Here is a 16,454-nt window from a genome sequence, read left to right as displayed (position 1 = left end):
CTTCCGCCCCCGCGGTGTCCGGCTTTTCTCCGGACGAGGCCGCCAAACGCCCGGCCCGTGTACAACCGTGTGGAAACGGCTAAGTTGCCGTGCGGTCACCCCTGATCATGGACTTCTCCCTCTCCGGAGAGCAGCGTCAGATCCGCGACACGGTCGCGGAGTTCGTCGACGAGGAGGTCGTTCCGCGCGCCGCCGAGATCGACGAGACTGACGAGTTCCCGGCCGACCTGATCGACGAGATGGCCGACCTCGGCCTCATGGGGATGCCGTTCCCGGTCGAGTACGAGGGGGCCGGACTCGACTACCACAGCTACGCGATCGGCCTGTCGGAGATCGCTCGCGGCTCCGGCGGCCTCGGGACGGTCGTCGCGGCTCACACGTCGCTCGCGGGCAACATGCTCTACGAGTTCGGCGACGAGCGACAGAAGGAGGAGTACCTCACCGCCCTCAACACGGGCGAAGACATCGGTGCCTTCGCCCTTTCGGAGGCGGAGGCGGGCTCGGACGTGCCGGCGATGTCGACGACCGCCACCGCGGACGGCGACGGCTACGTCGTCGACGGCGGGAAGCTGTGGATCTCGAACGGCTCCGTCGCCGACACGGTCACGCTGTTCGCGAAGACCGACCCCGACGCGGGACGGAAGGGGATCTCCGCGTTCGTCGTCCGCCCCGAGGAGGACGACGGGTTCGTCGTCGAGGGCACCGAGGACAAGCTCGGCGACAAGGGGTGTCCGACCGCCGAGCTGCGGTTCGACGACATGTGGATCCCGGAGGAGCGCCGGCTCGGCGAGGAGGGCGAGGGGTTCGTGCAGGCGCTGAAGACGCTGAACGGCGGGCGGATCACCATCGCGGCGCGCTCGGTCGGGATCGCGCGGGCCGCCCTCGACGAGGCGACCGACTACGCGCAGGAGCGCGAGCAGTTCGATCGCCCCATCTCGGATTTCCAGGCGATCCAGCACAAGCTCGCCGACATGGACACGAAGGTCCGCGCCGCCGAGCTGCTGATGCACGAGGCGGCCGACCTGAAGATGCGCGGCGAGGACTTCATCAAGGAGGCCGCGCAGGCGAAGCTGTACGCCTCCGAAATCTCCCGCGAGGTCGCCAACGAGGGGATCCAGATCCACGGCGGCTACGGCTACACGAAGGACTTCCCGGCGGAGCGGTTCTACCGCGACGCGAAGCTGTCGGAGATCTACGAGGGGACCAGCGAGGTCCTCCGGAACACGATCGCGCAACAGCTGCTCGACGAATAGGCCGGACCCTCAACGAGCAGCGACCGAGCCGCACCGAGCAGGGGCGTCGGGTGCGGGTGAGGACCGACCCTACTTTTCGGCGTCGTCCGCGTCGGCGCTGTCGGCATCGTCGCTCTCGCGGGCACCGATCTCGTCTTCCCCGCTCACCTTGTCGTCCTCCTCGTTGCCGCTCTCGTCCTCCCCGCTCGCGTTCTCATCCTCGCGGTGGATGTCTGACGGATGTCGGTCCACCGCGTAGTCGCCGGTGTCCACTCGCTCGGCCGGTTCGGAGTAGTCGCGATCGCTGCCCGCGAAGTCTGGTCGGATCACGCCGTCGTCCGGGATCTCCGACTCGCTTTCGTCGTTCTCGGAGGGAACCCCGTCGGCGCCGTCGGCGGTCGTCTGCTCGCCGATCCGAGCGTCGGCTTCGGAGATCGGTTCGCCGGTCTCGTCCGGCCCGTCCACGTCGCCCTCGAACCACTCGAACCGGTCCCGTCGATCGCGGCGGTCCGCGACGGCGACCCGGAGCCGCTCCCGGAGGGTCTCGCGGAGCTCAACCGCCTCGTCGGTCGCGAAGTCGACGGCGGCGGCGTCGCTGCCGGCGATGGAGCTGCTGCCGGCGGTGTCTGCGACGATCGTCGCCACGTCCCAGCGCCGCTGGAAGACGGTCCGGGTGTCGATGACGTTCTGGATCCGGTAGTACGGCACGACCGTCACCGTGCGGCTCCAGAACCCGTTCCGGGCGAGCAGGTGGTCCTCGCCGAGCCAGTAGCCGCGGTGTTTCCACTTCAGGTGCGCGGCCGGCGGCACGGCGAGCAGGAGCGCGGCCGGGGCGTACCACGGGGCGCCCGCGCCGAGGTACCAGTCGACGCCGAACGCGACCGTGACGAGGACCCCGACGACGATCGCGTACCGGAACGCGTACCGCCAGCGGATCCGCTTGGGCGGGCGGTTGAAGCGCGGGTCGCCGAACGACTCGACCTCCCGCGCCAGCCGATACACCCGGTCGGTCGCCGCGATCGGGACGGCCGCCTGACTCCCCTGATCGCCGCCCTGTCCGGGGGCGTAGCCGGCGGTCTCGATCGAGAGGCTGGCGTAGCCGAGCGCGCGCTTGGCCGGGTTGTCGGCGATCCGGAGTGCCTGCACCTTCTCCGTCGGGATCGACCCGCTGTACCGGCGGAACAGCCCGCGCTCGTACCGGAGCTCGTCGCCGGCACGGGAGAGTCTGAATCCGTAGTAATTCGTGAAGGCGACCCCCGCGCCGAGCACCCACGACACGAGGAACAGCCCGCCGACGCCGACGATCGCGGTCGCCGTGAGCGCGACCGCCGACGCGTCCGGGATGAAGCTGGAGAGCACGGGAACCGACCCGGAGCTCAGAAAGGCCAACAGCCCGATGAGCCGCCCGTCGAACGACAGGGCTCCCACGAGGGCGAGCTCGCCGGGCGAGATCGCGAACAGCTCCTCTTCGTCCGGGCCGATCCGGTCCCCTCCCGCGCCCGCTCCCGGCCTCGCTCCCGTCCCCGCCTCGCTTTCGGCACGGTCCGCTCCCTCGCTCCGCGTCTCCCCGCCGGACCCGGCCGACTTGCGGCGCTGAACCTCACGCTGGAGCCGGGTCGCCTCGTTGGGCGTGACGAAGCGGATCGACCCCTCGGTGCTGGAGCCGCCGGCGGTCTCTAAGTCCACCGCGGCGACGCCGATCGCGCGCTGGATCACGCTCCGGCTCACGTCGACGTTCTGGATCCGCCGGTAGGGGATCTCCCGCTCGCGCCGGGAGATGACCCCGGAGGAGATGTCGAGGGTGTCCTCGGTCAGCTCGTAGTCGAACCGCCGGTAGTACGCGACCTCGTACGCGAACGCGGCGAGGACGACCGCGGCGCCGACGGCGGTCGCGGCCGCGAACCCCCAGTCGGGGTTGTTGTTCACGACGAAAAAGAGGACCACGACGATCCCGGACACCTTCTGGAGCGCACGGTACGGGACCGACTGGGGCGCGAGCTTCACACCGCGTCCTCCCCGTCCGCGCGGATGGCCAGGCGCTTCAGCTCCTCGCGGAGGTCGCTCGCCCCCTCCGGGGTGAGCCCCGGAATCCGGACGTCGGCGCCGCGGGAGCCGGCCGTGTACACGACGCAGGAGGCGAGCCCGACGCCGCGCTCGACGGGGCCGCGCCGGGAGTCGACGTGCTGGATCCGCACCAGCGGTACCGTCGTCCGGACCTGCGTGACCACGCCCCGGTCGAGGTACAGCGCGTCCTCCCGGATCTCGTAGCTCCAGCGGCGGTACCGGAGGAGCGCGTGCGCCACGCCGAGCACGAGGAAGGCCGCGCCGGCGGCGACCGGCACCCACTCCGGGAGCCGGTCGAAGTAGACGGCGCCGGCGAACGGCGCCGTCAGCACCGCGGCGATGAGCACCGCACGGAGGACCCACACGATCTGAACGCGGGGATGGAGCGTCTGCGTCGTCATCGACGCACCCCCGGCGAGCGTCCGAGTGTCATGGGCCGCCGTTGTCGGCGCCGACGTATAAGTCCGGGCGAAACCGACGACCGCCGGGCGTCGGGACCGCGTCGTCGGCGTCCCGTTTTTCGTGCGAGTCATTCTCAACCGAAGGTGATACTTGCCGAAACCGATATCACCCGGGGCCGAGTCGGGCCGACTATGACGGACGACCCGTTCGAGAACATGCTCGCACAGATGGACCGCGCGGAGGAGTACGCCGACGTGGACCACGGTATCTTCGAGCGGCTCAAACACCCGGAGCGAACGCTCAAAGTCACGCTCCCGGTAGAGCTCGACTCCGGCGAGGTCGAGGTGTTCGAGGGGTACCGCTGTCAGTTCGACAGCGCCCGCGGCCCGTTTAAGGGTGGCGTCCGGTTCCACCCCTCTGTCACCCAGCGCGAGGTCGAGGCGCTCGCGGGATGGATGACGTGGAAGACGGCGCTGGTTGACCTCCCGTACGGCGGCGCGAAGGGCGGCGTCATCTGCGAGCCCAAGGACCTGACCCAGAACGATCTGGAGAGCCTCACTCGGCGGTACACCGAGGGGATCCGTCGGATGATCGGTCCCGAGACCGACGTGCCCGCGCCGGACATGAACACGAATCCGCAGACGATGGCGTGGATGATGGACACCTACTCGATGTACGAGGGGTACTCCGTCCCGCAGGTCGTCACCGGAAAGCCGCTGGAGATCGGCGGGACGCCGGGGCGCGTCGCCGCGACCGGCCGCGGGGTCTCCATCGTCACCGAGCGCCTCTTCGAGTACCTCGACCGCGACCTGTCGGACGCCAGCGTCGCGATCCAGGGGTTCGGCAACGTCGGGTCGCACGCGGCCCGGCTCCTCGACGAGGCGGGCGCGCGGATCGTCGCCACCTCCGACGTGAGCGGCGCGGCCTACGATCCGGACGGGCTCGACGTGGCGGCGCTCGGCGCTCACGTCGACGCCGGCGGCCTGATCGAGGAGTACGTCGCCGGAGAGCCGCGGGCCATGCCCGAGGACCGGCGCACCAGCGGCGGGAACCAGTGGGACGATCCCGACCAGATCACGAACGAGGAGCTGTTGACGCTCGACGTCGACGTGCTGATCCCCGCCGCGGTCGAGGGCGTGATCACCGCGGACAACGTCCACGACCTCCGCGCGTCCGCGATCGTCGAGGCGGCGAACGGGCCGACGACCGTCGCCGCAGACGAGGTGCTCACGGAGCGGGACATCCAGGTCGTCCCCGACATCCTCGCGAACGCCGGCGGGGTCATCGTCTCGTACCTCGAGTGGGTTCAGAACGCCCAGGAGTTCTCGTGGCCGCTTGAGACGGTCAACGCCGAGCTGGAGCGCCGCATCGGCACGGCGTTCGACCAGACGATCGACCAGTACGACCAGAAGGAGCTGCCGGACCTCCGGACGGCGGCGTACACGCTCGCCTTGGAGCGCACCGCGAGCGCCCACGAGTACCGCGGGCTGTTCCCGTAACCGGCGAGCGATAGCGGGAGTACGTGAGTCACTGCGGCGGGTCGGTTGTTTATAAGTCGGATTGTGGTGGTGCTGGCGGATGTTTATAAGCGATCGACGACGCTGGAGTGACGGCCTCCAAAGGCCCAGCCGCTCGGCTGTACGGTGCTTATAAACCGACGATCGACACGAACGCTTCCAAAGCCCCAGCCGCGAGGACGGCGCACGCTCGCTGCGCGCTTCAGTCGCTCGCGGTGCTCGCTCCTTCCAGTGCTTCCGTCGCCTGCGCCGTCCTCGCGGCAGCGAGGCGCTTCGCGCCTCTGGCAGCCGGCGGCTCCGCCGCCGGCGACTGCCCCTTTGGGTCCCACCCACCCGCAACCGCACAGCAGCCTCACGCCTCCCCAGCCTCGTCGGCCGGCGCTTCTAAGCGCCGGCGACCTCGCGCGTGCGTCTCGCGCCCTCCGGGCGCTCGCAGGCACGCGCCGCCTCACGATTCTTTATAAGTAATCGTCGTCGCTCTTGGCTGTTTAAATACCGTATCGCCGATATCGATCTGCAACACTCCCCTCCGAAGTCGATCGCGGGACCGGGTTCACTGGCCGGCCGTTCCGAACAAGGATATGTTCGAGAACAGCATCTCACCGAACGGATCGAATCCGGTCCGCGCCCACCTCGATCGGCTCCGCGTAGCGGACGATCGGATCGCCGTCGGGGCGGTCGAAGCCGTTCGCCTCGAACAGCGTGTTCGCTCGGGTGTCGACGGTCGCCTCGCGCAGCGTCCACGGCTCGTGGGCGATCTCGCCGCGGTACAGCCGGTTTCCCTGCGCGTAGAACCGGTAGTTCTCGACGAGGAACGCGTCGAGCGACCCCGGCTCGGCCGCGAACGCCTCGCCCGTCGGCTCGTAGGTCGCGTCGAACCGCGCGTGCGGGACGCCGGAGTGCGTCCGGCGGCTGGTGAACCGGACGGGAGCGCCCGGGCCGTCCCGGGCGTCCGGGCCGCCGGCGACACCCGAGCTGTCGGCGCTCCGGGGACGGGTCACGTCCATCTCGGCGCGGTAGTACGGGAGGGCGAACAGCCGCCGCGCGACCGCGACGCCGATCGGGTCGGCGGCGTCGAGGTTGTAGAAGTACACCCCCCGACCGGCGGGCCCCTCGACGTAGGTCCGGAGGTTGAGCTCCGGGAACGAGAGCCCGACCGGCGCCCTGCGCGGGCGGATGTCGTCCATCGCGAAGGCAACGACGCTCAGGTACGCGTCGCCCTCGTGGGTGGCGACCGAGAGCCGGTCTGGCAGCGTTCCGGCCACGACGGCGGGATCGACCGGCCAGTGGCAGAACAGCGCGTCGCGCCACGTCATCTCCAGCCAGCGCCGCTTGATCATACGAGCGGTAGGGGCGCCGGCCTGGTAAGCCGCACGCCGGGGCGCGTCAGTTCCGGTCGCGGGCGTCGTCGGCGTCCTTCCACTCGCCGACGCCCGAGGGGTCGAGGTGGACGTGCACGTCGCCCACGTCCTCCAAGTTCCGGAGCCCCGTGACCAGTTCCGTCTCGATGTCGTGGGCCTCCCGGAGCGTCATCTCGCCGTCGACCTCGACGTGGACCTCGACCTCAAGATCGGTGCCGTCGTAGAACACCGTCAGGTCGTGGACGCCCTCGACCGCGGGGTTCTCGCGGAGCGCGGCGGTGACCCGCTCGCGGTCGGCGGCCGGCGGCGCCGCGCCCACGAGGTACGTGACGTTCTCGCGGGCGATCTCGACGCCCTGATAGACGACGAGGACGCTGACGAGCGCCCCGGCGACCGGGTCGAGGATCGGGAACCCGAGCAGGAGCCCGAACACGCCGACCAGGGCGGCGATCGTCGTGTAGATGTCGTTGAGACAGTCGGCCGCGAGCGCGGTCAGCGCGGTCGATCCCAGCGTCGCGTTCACCCGCTCGGTGTACCAGTAGAGGAGGTACATGTCGGCCATCGCGAACAGCAGCGCGGCGACGAGGACCGGGCTCGCGGCGACCTCGACCGGCCCCACGAGTCCGAGCGCCGACTCCCGGAGGAGCAGGAGTCCGAGCAGCACGATCGTCGCGCCCACGAACAGCGCGGTCAGCGGCTCGATCCGCTGGTGGCCGTGCGGGTGGGTCTCGTCTGCGTCGTCGTACCGCGACCCGCCCCAGACGAACACGACCGCGCTGGCGACGAGGTCGGCGACGGAGTGGGCCGCGTCGGCGAGCAGGGCGACGCTGCCGAACGCCAGCCCCGCCGCCCCCTCCACCGCGATCTTCACCGTGTTCCCGACGACGTTCACGCCCGCGGCCCGCTGGAACCGCGCCTTCTCGCCGCTTCCCCAGGGGCCCCACATACGTGTCGGTGGTCACCGCCCGGACTTAAGGACCTCGGCGTCGGGTGCGCGCTCACCCGCCGAGCGCGCGGCGGTACACCCGTCGTAACGACTAAGAACGAAACGCTCCTCGGTTACGGTAATGAACAACGAGTTTTTCGCCCGAGGTGGTTCCCGTGGGCGTCGAGATTAAGGAAACGGAGGTGAGCGACGAGGACTTCGAGGAGATGAAAGGGTTTGTGAGAGATTACCTCGCGGCAAGCGTCGAGAGCGAGGAGGACGGCGGTCGCATGCGCTGGTACCCCTGGCACTCGGCCGACTACCGGTTCAACCACATCCTCAACGTCGTCGACCTGGCGGCCGACATCGCCGAGAGCGAGGGGGCCGACGTCGACGTGGTTCGGGTGGCCGCGGTGTTCCACGACGTGGCGAAGCTGGAGGCCGAGCAGGACGTGCACGCCGAGGCCGGCGCGCGCGTCGCCCGCGAGTACCTCCAGAGCCGCGGCAACTACCCGGAGTCGTTCATCGAGGAGGTGTGCGGCGCGGTCGTCGAGCACTCCTACACGGGAGACTTGGCGGACGTACCCCTCGAGAGCCGGTGTCTGATCGAGGCCGACGTGCTCGACAAGGTCGGCGCGAACGGCGCCGTGCTGATGCTGCTCCGGATGGGGTACGAGTCGCGGACCCACATGGACGCCGCGATGATGGTCGACCGCGTGCTCCAGCGCGCCCGCGACCACACCGAGCGCGTCGTCTCCGACACCGCCGAGAGCATCGCTCACCAGCGCATCAAGCGCGTGAAGTGGCTGCGCGAGTGGCTCGAAGAGGAGGTCGCACGGATGGATCCCGAGGGCGTCACCGACCGCTGACGCGGGAGGCGACCCCTCGCTTCAGGCGTCGGTCTCGACCCGGGGGAGCACCGTCTCCACGTACCGGTCGATCCCCCGCCGAGTGTCGTCGGTCCACTCCCGATCCGTCGTCGTCGCCCAGCGCAGCATGCCCCCGGTGGCGAGCGTCTGAAGCGTCGACGCGACCTCCGCGGGCGAGACGGGGTCGGCGGTCGCGTCGGACCGGTCCGCGTCGCCCGTCTCGTCGCGTACCTCTGCGGTCGCCTCGCGTACCTCCACGGCCGCCTCGCGGACCGTGCGTTCGAGGTACGATCCGAACACCCGGTCGCTGCGGTCGAAGTGATCGCGGTACGCCTCGTCGGTCGCGGCCTGCGCCCGAAGCTCGACGATGGCGGTCATGAACCGCCCGTCGGGGCCGTACTCGCCGGGGATGGAGTCGGGATCGGTCGTCGCCGCGACGTAGGTGTCGAGCTGCTCTCGGGGCGTCATGTCGAACGCGCCCTCCGAGACCGACTCCTCGAAGCCGTCGAGCAGGAAGCCGAGCAGGTCGACCAACAGCTCGTCTTTCCCGTCGTAGTGGTGATACACGAGCGAGGGGCTCTTGTCGAACTCCTCGCCGATCCGCTTTATCGTGAGATCGGCGTACCCGTGCTCGCAGAGCGCGCGGAACGCCGCCCCGAGGATGGCCTGTCGAGTGTCGGCCGGCTCCGCGAACGGGTCCTTCATGGTCCACCTACCGCGGCCGCGCATATAGGGACCCTGATTGAACGTTCATTCAACACGCTTATGTCGGGAGCGTCCGACACGACCGTATGACTCGACTCGACGCGGTCGGTGGACGGGCTGTTGGCCTCCGCGGCGCGGACCGGGCGAACCCGCGTCACCCGGCTACCGGAGGGCGGAGATGAGCCGGGGCGCGCGGATCGCCACGCTGGCGCTGGCGGTCGTCGCGGCCGGGGCGCTCGTCGCCGGCGTCGCGCTCTCCGGCGCGGCCGCGTCCGGGTCCGGCGACGCGCTCGACCGCGGGCAGGCGGCGCTGGTCGGGACCGACGCGATCGGCGCCGATGCGACCGGCGATGGAGCCGGCGACGCCGTCGCGCAGGCCGGCGGCGAGCAGGTCCGCGGCTCGCCCGAGCTCGACCTGTTCCTCTCGCAGCGGACCGTCCCGAGCGGCGCCGAGTCGGCGGTGACGGTCGACATCCTCAACACGGGGACCATGGAGAGGGGCAACGACCTCGACCCGCGCGTGACGACCGCCCGCGGGCTCAGACTGGAGGTCGACGACGGCGACGTGCCGATCGAGGTCGGCGACGGCACGACCGTGGTCGGCGACGTGCGGACCGACGCGAGCCCAGTCTCCGTCCCGCTCGACGTCACGGTCCCCGACGACGTGCCGGACGGTGAGTACGAGGTCGAGGTGACCGCCCGCTACCGGTACACCTTCGAGGTGGTCCCCGAGTTCAACAACCACAAGGACACCCGCGGGAGCGACCGCTTCGACCTGACGGTCGTCGTCGACGACGGCGCGCGGTTCGCGATCCTCGACACCGAGACGGACGCGCAGGTCGGCGGGAGCGGCGAGGTGACCGCGACGCTGCGGAACGTCGGCGACGAGATCGCCCGCGACGCGGTCGTCACCGGGACGACCACCGGCAGCGGCGCCGTGATCGGCGGCGACGGCAGCGGCGAGGCGTTCGTCGGGGACTGGGAGCCCGGCGAGAACCGGACAGTAACCTTTGACTCCGCCGTCTCGTCCGACTTCGGCGGCGGGGCGTACGCGCTCGTCTCCACGGTCGACTACCGCGACCGCGACGGGATCGACGAGACCGCGCCCGCCTCGCGGGCGGGGGTCGTCCCGGCCGCGGAGCAGTCGTTCTCGGTCGAGAACGTCGAGGGGACCCTCGAAGTCGGCTACTCGGGGACCGTCTCCGGGACGCTCGCGAACGAGGGCCCGCTCGACGTCGACGACGCGGTGCTGGTCGCGGACCCGCAGAGCCAACGGGTGAGCGTCGGCGAGAGCAGGTACGCGCTCCCGGAGATTCCGGCCGGCGAGTCGGTCGAGTTCTCCTTCGACGCCGACGTGAACGGCAACGCCGACCCCGGACCGCGGCAGTTCCGGTTCACGACCGAGTACGAGAGCGGCGACTCGACGGTCGCGGTCGACGAGACGCGGCGGATCGAGGTCGCACCGCGTCAGCCCGAGTTCGACCTGGTCGCCGACAACACGACGGTCCCGGCGGGCGAGACGCGCCGGGTCTCATTCGAAATCACGAACCAGCGCCCGGAGACGCTCTCGTCGATCAACGCCGGCTTGTACGCCGACAGCCCGCTGTCGGCCCCCAACGACGAGGCGTTCGTCGACGAGCTCGAACCGGGCGAGTCGACCGAGATCTGGTTCGAGGTGTCGGCCGCGCCCGGCGCCAGCGTCGAGACCCACCCGATCGAGTTAGACTTCCGGTACGACGACGAGCGCGGCAACGACCGGATCTCGGACGTGACCCAGTACCCGATCGAGGTGACCGAACCCACCGACGACGGCGGGTTCCCGGTGGGCTCGCTCGTCGTCGGCCTGCTCGTCGTGGTCGCCGGCGCGGGAGCGGTCGTCTGGTACCGGCGGCGGTAACCGGATGACGGAACCCACACCGGACCGAGCGAGCGAGCGCTCCCCGCCGTTCGCCTGGCGATCGCGGTCCGACGACCGCCGGGGGCGACCGTGACCGCGGCCGACCGGCTCGTCGAGCGCGTCGACGAGTTCGTCACCGAGCAGCCGGTGACGGTGGTCGTGGTCTTCCTCCTCGTCAGCGTCGTCGCCGTCGGCGGGATCGGGGGGATCGAGACGAGCGCCGGCGCCGACCAGTTCACGCAGGACATCCCGGCCCAGCAGGCGTTAGACGACATCGACGAGGAGTTCGAGACGTCGATCGGCGGGTCGGCCACCGCCGCGCAGGTGATCGTCACCGACGACAACGTGCTCTCCCGGACGACCCTGATACGGATCTTAGAGACTCAACACCGGCTGGAGTCGCGGTCGACGCTCAGGGTGGGGTCCACCTCGAGCCACGCGGACGCGATCGCCCGGCGGCTCGACCCGACCGCGGAGACCGCCGCCCAGCGGCGCGACGCGGTCGAAGAGGCGACGCCGCGGGAGCTGCGGACGGCGATTAACGAGGCCGACGCTGCGGGCGCGGTCGAGGCGCAGGTGTCCGTCGACTACAACCCGACCGCCCAGACCGCCGACGCCGCGATCGTCGGGATCACCTACGACGTGCCCGACGCGGCGACGACCGCCCGCGTGACGGAGCTGCAGACGCGCAGCATCGAGACGCTCGACACGGTGCCGGGCAACGAGGCCGGCGAGAACGCGATCCTCTTCGGCGACGGCGTGCTCCAGTCGGAGATCACCGCGCTGCTCGGCGACACGGCGATCATCGTGTTCCCCGCAGCACTGCTTCTCATCTTGGGCTTCCTCGTGTTCGCCTACCGCGATCCGATCGACATGGCGATCGGGCTCGCGGCCCTGCTCCTGTCGCTTCTGTGGACGTTCGGGTTCATGGGGTACGCGGGGATTCCGTTCTCCGACTCCCTCATCACCGTCTTCCCGCTGCTGCTCGCGGTCGGGATCGACTTCGGGATCCACATCGTCAACCGGTACCGCGAGGAGCGGGGCGAGGGGCTCTCGATCGCGGCCGCGATGCGGACGACGACCGACCAGCTGCTCATCGCGTTCCTGCTCGTGACGATCACCACCGTGTTCGGGCTGGTCTCGAACGTGGCGAGCCCCTTCGAGCCCAACCGGGACTTCGGGATCGTCGCCGCCGCCGGGATCACCTTCACCCTCGTGATATTCGGGGTCTTCCTGCCCGCGACGAAGGTGCTCGCGGACCGCTGGCGCGAGCGGCTCCCGATCCCCGCGTTCGGCACGACGGCGCTCGGATCCGGCGGCTCGCGGCTCGGCCGCGCGCTCCGCGTCGGCGTCGACCTCTCGAAGGTCGCGCCCGTCCTCGTGGTCGCCGTGATCCTCGTCGGCGGCGCGGTCGGCGGCGCGTACGGCACGGGGGTGAACACGGAGTTCTCCGAGGAGGCGTTCTTCCCCGACGAGGACCGGTTGGAGACGTACTCGAACCTCCCGGAGCCGTTCGCGCCGACCGACTACACGTTCCTGCGCGTGCTCACGCTGTTCGAGGAGGAGTTCGAGCAGGACTTCGTCGGGAGCGTGACGCTGTACGTCGACCAGTCGGTGAGGGACGATGACGCCTTGGAGCTCATCGACCGGACCACGCGCAACCCCCCCGACACCTTCGAGACGACCGACGAGCGCCGGGCGGCCTCGACCAGCGTCGTCACCGTCATCGAGGACCAGGCCGCGCGGGACCCCGAGTTCGCGGCGGTCGTCGAACGCAACGACCGGCTCGGGACGGGCGTCCCGGACCGCAACGTCGACGAGGTGTACGACGCCCTGCTCGACTCCTCGGCCGAGGGGCAGGCCCGCGGCTACCTCGCCGCCGACCGCGGGAGCGCGCGGATCGACTACACGATCCGGCCGGGCGTCGACAACTCCGAGGCGGTCGCGGACGTGCGCGAGCTGGCCGAGCGCACCCCGCTGGAAGCGGTGCCGACGGGGGACCTCGTCGTCAACGAAGCGGTGATCGACCGGCTCACCGAGTCCGCGATCCGGAGCCTGATCGCCGCGTTCGCGCTCACGGCGGTCTTCCTCGCGATCTCGTACGCCTACCTGGAGGGAAAGGCCGTCTACGGACTTTTAAACCTCGTGCCCGTGCTCGTCACGGTGGGGCTGCTCGTGGGGTCGATGCGGCTCCTCTCGATCCCGCTAACGCCGATCAACGCCCCGATCCTCTCGGTGTCGATCGGGCTCGGGGTGGACTACACCGTCCACTTCGTCCACCGGTTCGTCGACGAGTACAAGGCCGGACACGGGATCGACGAGGCGCTGGACATCACCATCGCCGGCACCGGCGGCGCGCTCACCGGGAGCATGCTCACGACCGTCTGCGGGCTCGGCGTCCTCTGGCTCGCCGTGATCCCGCTCCTGCGGGACTTCGGCGTGCTGCTCGCGCTCGGCGTGTTGTACGCGTACCTCTGCTCGATCCTGCTCGTCCCCTCGCTCGTGGTCGTCTGGGACCGGTACGGCGACCGGGTCGGCCTCGGGCTCGACGGCGGCCTCCGCGACGGGCCCGCGGAACGGGCGGACTAGTCGCTCGTCGACCCCTCGGCCCCGTCGACGCGTTCGGGGACCTCGTCCCCGGCCCGCCGCGACTGAACCTTCCCGGCGAGCACCGCCGCGACGTAGACCCCGACGGCGACGAGGACGATGGTGCCGCCGGCGGTCGTGTTGTAGCGGAACGACAGCGTGATCCCGACGAGCACGGCGATCTGCGCGAGCACGACGGACGCGAGCAGCGCCTCGCGGAACCCCCGCGCGAGCTGGGCGGCGGCCGCGACGGGGACGACCAGCATCGCCGCGACCAGGATGACGCCCATGATCTGCATCGCGCCGACCACGACGAGCGCGGTCAGCGTAGTCATCAGGCGGTTGTACCAGGGGACGTTGACGCCGGCGACGCGGGCCGCGGTCTCGTCGAAGGTCACGTACAGCAGCTGTTTGTAGGTGACCGTCACTACCAGCGCGACGACCGCGAAGAGGACCACGAGGAGGACCGCGTTCTCCCGCGACACCGTCGAGAGGTTCCCGAACAGGTACTGGTTGATCCCGACCGCGAGCCCGCCGGTGTTCAGGCTGATGAGGACCGCGCCGAGCGCGAACCCGGTCGACAGCACGATCGCCATCGACACGTCGTTGTACGCGTCGGTGGTCTCGGAGATGAGCTCGATCGCCAGCGCCGCGATCACGGCGACGACGATGGCCGTGACGTACGGGGAGATCCCGGTGCCGAGCAGCGAGTTGACGAACAGCCCGACGGCGACGCCCGCGAACGCGGTGTGCGCGAGCGCGTCGCCGATCAGCGCGAGCTGGCGGTGGACCAGGAACGTACCGATCAGCGGCGCCATCACCGCGATGAGCGCGCCCACGAGGAGCGCGTGGTGCATGAACACGTACTCCAACATCGCGATCCCAAGCCGCTCGCCGATCCAGCCGAGTCCGTCACTCCACAGCCCGACGAGCCGGGCGAGGAGGTCGTAAGGGGCGGAGAGGAGGGGGACAGAGAGGAGAACGGCGGAAAGAGCAGCCGTCGTCACGTGACGATCCCTCCCTCCTCGCGGCGCACGTTCGTCCCGTACGCGCGGTCGAGCGCGTCGCTGTCGGCGAACTCGACCGGGTCGCCGTCGAAGTACACCTCGCGGTTGAGACAGACCACCCGCGAGGCGTGTTCGATGACGGCGCCGATGTCGTGTTCGACCAGCAGGACGGTCATCCCGTCCGCGACGAGCCCGTCGAGGAGCTCGAAGAACGCCTCGACGGACTCGGCGTCGACCCCGACCGTCGGCTCGTCTAAGACGAGCAGCTCGGCCTCCCCGGCGAGCGCCCGAGCGATGTACGTCCGCTGGCGCTGCCCGCCGGAGAGCGCGGTGATCTTGCGGTCCGCGAGGTGTTCGATCCCGACCGTCCGGAGCGCCTCGCAGGCGCGGTCGCGGTCCGCGGCCGTCACCCGACCGAACCCGGCGTGCGGGAACCGGCCCATCAGGACGACCTCGCTCACCGTGATCGGCATCCGCTTCTCGTCTTCCGTCACGTCCTGTGCCACGTAGCCGACGCGCTCGCGCTCCGCGAACGCCCGGGCGGGGCGACCGAGCAACTCCGCCGAACCCGAGTCGGGCTCGTGGAGCCCTAAGAGGAGCCGGAGCAGCGTGCTCTTCCCGGAGCCGTTCGGGCCCACGATCCCGACGTACTCGCCGCGCTCGACCCGGAGGTCCACGTCCTCGACGACCGGTGCCGCGGCGTAGCCGAACGTCAGGTCGCGGGCCTCGACGAGGGGCGCGTCGTCGCCGGCGTCGGTCGGCGCCGATTCCCGGCTCATGGCTCGAAGTTGCGCCCGTAATCGGCGAACGTTACCTCCTCGGGGTCGTCGACGCCGAGCAGGACCCGGAACGTCGGGAGGTTCACCTCGCGGGCGATGTCGAAGTACCCCCACCCCCGCTCGACCCACGACTCCGCGGTCCCCGCGTACGGCGTCACGGGGAAGTAGCCCGTCACGTCGGTCTGTTCCAATAGTTGGCGCGCCGGGTGGATCGGCTCGAAGACGGCGGCGCCAATGTGCTCGATGCCGTGCTCGGCGATCGCGTCCTGCGCGCGCTGCATGTCCGCGGGCCGCACGTCGTCGTTCGCCGCGAGGTTCACGACGAGGGGCTCGATCGTCGCGTCGTACCGCTCCGCCAGGTAGCCGAAGGCGTTGTGCGCGGCCAGGAACGCCACGTCGCGCTCGGCGGCGTCGAAGGCAGCCTGCCACTCCTCGTCGAGGCGATCGAGCTCCGCATCGATGTCGGCCGCGTTCTCCCGGATCGTCGGTTCGTCGTCGGGCGAGACCGCCGCGAGGCCGTCCGCGATGTTCGCGACGGCCGTCTTCGCGCGTCGGGGGTCGAGCCAGAAGTGGGGGTCCTTCGCGTTCTCGACGGCCTCCTCCTCCTCGTCGAGCGAGTCGGCCAGCGGGATCAACTCGACGCCGGCTCGGCTGTTTATGAGGGTCGTCTCCGCCGACTCGGCCGCGAGCGCGTCGATCGCGCGGTCGACCCACGGCTGGAAGTCGGGCCCGACGTGGACTAAGGCGTCGGCGTCGGTGATCCGGCGCTGGATCGACGGGTCCGGCTCCCAGCCGTGGCCGTGGAGCCCGGTCGGGACAAGGTTCTCGACCGCGATCTCCGTCCCCGCCGCGAGCGAGTCGGCGAAGTCGTAGAACGTGAAAAACGAGGCGACGACGGTGTACTCGGCGTCGCCGGTGCTGTCACCGCCTCCGCCACCGTCGCCATCGCTCCCGTACCCGCCGCCGGCCGACCCCCCGTCGGCCGCGTTCCCCGTGCAGCCGGCGAGTCCGCCGGCGAGCGCGCCGGCGCCGATCGCGGTGAACCGGCGTCGAGAGACGTTCGACGAACTGTTCGCGTTCGTGTGCATACCGTGTTTTAGAGAAGGCATG

The 16,454-nt window shown here is 70.3% G+C and carries 13 protein-coding genes; 5 read left to right on the top strand and 8 right to left on the bottom strand.

What is annotated here, in order from left to right; translation table 11 throughout:
* Positions 1 to 107: 107 nt before the first annotated feature.
* Positions 108 to 1,253 (top strand): acyl-CoA dehydrogenase family protein, encoded by a 1,146-nt coding sequence (locus JIN95_RS11650; protein WP_095636007.1) that lies wholly within the window; start codon positions 108 to 110, stop codon positions 1,251 to 1,253.
* A gap of 69 nt (positions 1,254 to 1,322) precedes the next feature.
* Here JIN95_RS11650 and JIN95_RS11645 read toward each other — a convergent pair whose 3' ends face one another.
* Complete coding sequence (locus JIN95_RS11645) at positions 1,323 to 3,236, bottom strand: PH domain-containing protein (RefSeq protein ID WP_200531556.1); 1,914 nt, start codon at positions 3,234 to 3,236, stop codon at positions 1,323 to 1,325.
* Complete coding sequence (locus JIN95_RS11640; protein ID WP_095636009.1) at positions 3,233 to 3,697, bottom strand: PH domain-containing protein; 465 nt, start codon at positions 3,695 to 3,697, stop codon at positions 3,233 to 3,235. The genes JIN95_RS11645 and JIN95_RS11640 overlap by 4 nt, the downstream gene beginning before the upstream one ends.
* Positions 3,698 to 3,889: 192 nt before the next feature.
* Between JIN95_RS11640 and JIN95_RS11635 the strand changes: the two genes are divergently transcribed.
* Positions 3,890 to 5,197 (top strand): Glu/Leu/Phe/Val dehydrogenase, encoded by a 1,308-nt coding sequence (locus JIN95_RS11635; protein WP_200531555.1) that lies wholly within the window; start codon positions 3,890 to 3,892, stop codon positions 5,195 to 5,197.
* Between the two features lie 617 nt (positions 5,198 to 5,814).
* Here the strand turns inward: JIN95_RS11635 and JIN95_RS11630 are convergent.
* Complete coding sequence (locus JIN95_RS11630) at positions 5,815 to 6,555, bottom strand: DUF2071 domain-containing protein (protein ID WP_200531554.1); 741 nt, start codon at positions 6,553 to 6,555, stop codon at positions 5,815 to 5,817.
* Positions 6,556 to 6,601: 46 nt separating this feature from the next.
* Positions 6,602 to 7,522, bottom strand: coding sequence for a cation diffusion facilitator family transporter (locus JIN95_RS11625; RefSeq protein WP_200531553.1), 921 nt, complete (start codon positions 7,520 to 7,522; stop codon positions 6,602 to 6,604).
* A gap of 146 nt (positions 7,523 to 7,668) precedes the next feature.
* Here JIN95_RS11625 and JIN95_RS11620 point away from each other — a divergent pair, with 146 nt between their 5' ends.
* Complete coding sequence (locus tag JIN95_RS11620) at positions 7,669 to 8,370, top strand: HD domain-containing protein (protein WP_095636013.1); 702 nt, start codon at positions 7,669 to 7,671, stop codon at positions 8,368 to 8,370.
* Between the two features lie 21 nt (positions 8,371 to 8,391).
* Here the strand turns inward: JIN95_RS11620 and JIN95_RS11615 are convergent, their stop codons facing one another.
* Positions 8,392 to 9,075 (bottom strand): TetR/AcrR family transcriptional regulator, encoded by a 684-nt coding sequence (locus JIN95_RS11615; RefSeq protein WP_095636014.1) that lies wholly within the window; start codon positions 9,073 to 9,075, stop codon positions 8,392 to 8,394.
* Positions 9,076 to 9,253: 178 nt separating this feature from the next.
* On the opposite strand from JIN95_RS11615, the gene JIN95_RS11610 reads away from it, so the two are divergent.
* Together JIN95_RS11610 and JIN95_RS11605 are read left to right on the top strand one after the other, a co-directional pair.
* Positions 9,254 to 10,972, top strand: a complete 1,719-nt coding sequence (locus JIN95_RS11610) for a hypothetical protein (protein ID WP_200531552.1) — start codon at positions 9,254 to 9,256, stop codon at positions 10,970 to 10,972.
* A 90-nt stretch (positions 10,973 to 11,062) separates the two neighbouring features.
* Positions 11,063 to 13,561: an MMPL family transporter gene (locus tag JIN95_RS11605; protein WP_200531551.1), complete on the top strand. Its 2,499-nt coding sequence runs from the start codon at positions 11,063 to 11,065 to the stop codon at positions 13,559 to 13,561.
* On the opposite strand, the gene JIN95_RS11600 is transcribed toward JIN95_RS11605, so the two are convergent.
* From JIN95_RS11600 to JIN95_RS11590, 3 genes are all read right to left on the bottom strand, one after another.
* Positions 13,558 to 14,481, bottom strand: a complete 924-nt coding sequence (locus tag JIN95_RS11600) for a metal ABC transporter permease (protein WP_234699355.1) — start codon at positions 14,479 to 14,481, stop codon at positions 13,558 to 13,560. The genes JIN95_RS11605 and JIN95_RS11600 overlap by 4 nt on opposite strands.
* Positions 14,482 to 14,561: 80 nt before the next feature.
* On the bottom strand, positions 14,562 to 15,344 hold the full coding sequence (locus tag JIN95_RS11595; RefSeq protein WP_200531549.1) for a metal ABC transporter ATP-binding protein: 783 nt from the start codon (positions 15,342 to 15,344) through the stop codon (positions 14,562 to 14,564).
* Positions 15,341 to 16,432 (bottom strand): metal ABC transporter substrate-binding protein, encoded by a 1,092-nt coding sequence (locus tag JIN95_RS11590; protein ID WP_200531548.1) that lies wholly within the window; start codon positions 16,430 to 16,432, stop codon positions 15,341 to 15,343. Before JIN95_RS11590 ends, JIN95_RS11595 begins: the two co-directional genes overlap by 4 nt.
* Between the last annotated feature and the right edge of the window lie 22 nt (positions 16,433 to 16,454).

The organism is Halorubrum sp. LN27 (assembly GCF_016635065.1).
Lineage (GTDB): Archaea > Halobacteriota > Halobacteria > Halobacteriales > Haloferacaceae > Halorubrum > Halorubrum salipaludis.
Note: the sequence above shows the minus strand (reverse complement) of the source record. Positions and strands in the feature narration are given on the sequence as shown.

Bases quoted from the DNA above. Each gene is read 5' to 3' on its own strand.
- JIN95_RS11650 (WP_095636007.1), top strand. From the start codon at position 108: ATGGACTTCTCCCTCTCCGGAGAGCAGCGTCAGATCCGCGACACGGTC.
- JIN95_RS11640 (WP_095636009.1), bottom strand. From the start codon at position 3,697: ATGACGACGCAGACGCTCCATCCCCGCGTTCAGATCGTGTGGGTCCTC.
- JIN95_RS11635 (WP_200531555.1), top strand. From the start codon at position 3,890: ATGACGGACGACCCGTTCGAGAACATGCTCGCACAGATGGACCGCGCG.
- JIN95_RS11630 (WP_200531554.1), bottom strand. From the start codon at position 6,555: ATGATCAAGCGGCGCTGGCTGGAGATGACGTGGCGCGACGCGCTGTTC.
- JIN95_RS11625 (WP_200531553.1), bottom strand. From the start codon at position 7,522: ATGTGGGGCCCCTGGGGAAGCGGCGAGAAGGCGCGGTTCCAGCGGGCC.
- JIN95_RS11615 (WP_095636014.1), bottom strand. From the start codon at position 9,075: ATGAAGGACCCGTTCGCGGAGCCGGCCGACACTCGACAGGCCATCCTC.
- JIN95_RS11610 (WP_200531552.1), top strand. From the start codon at position 9,254: ATGAGCCGGGGCGCGCGGATCGCCACGCTGGCGCTGGCGGTCGTCGCG.
- JIN95_RS11595 (WP_200531549.1), bottom strand. From the start codon at position 15,344: ATGAGCCGGGAATCGGCGCCGACCGACGCCGGCGACGACGCGCCCCTC.
- JIN95_RS11590 (WP_200531548.1), bottom strand. From the start codon at position 16,432: ATGCACACGAACGCGAACAGTTCGTCGAACGTCTCTCGACGCCGGTTC.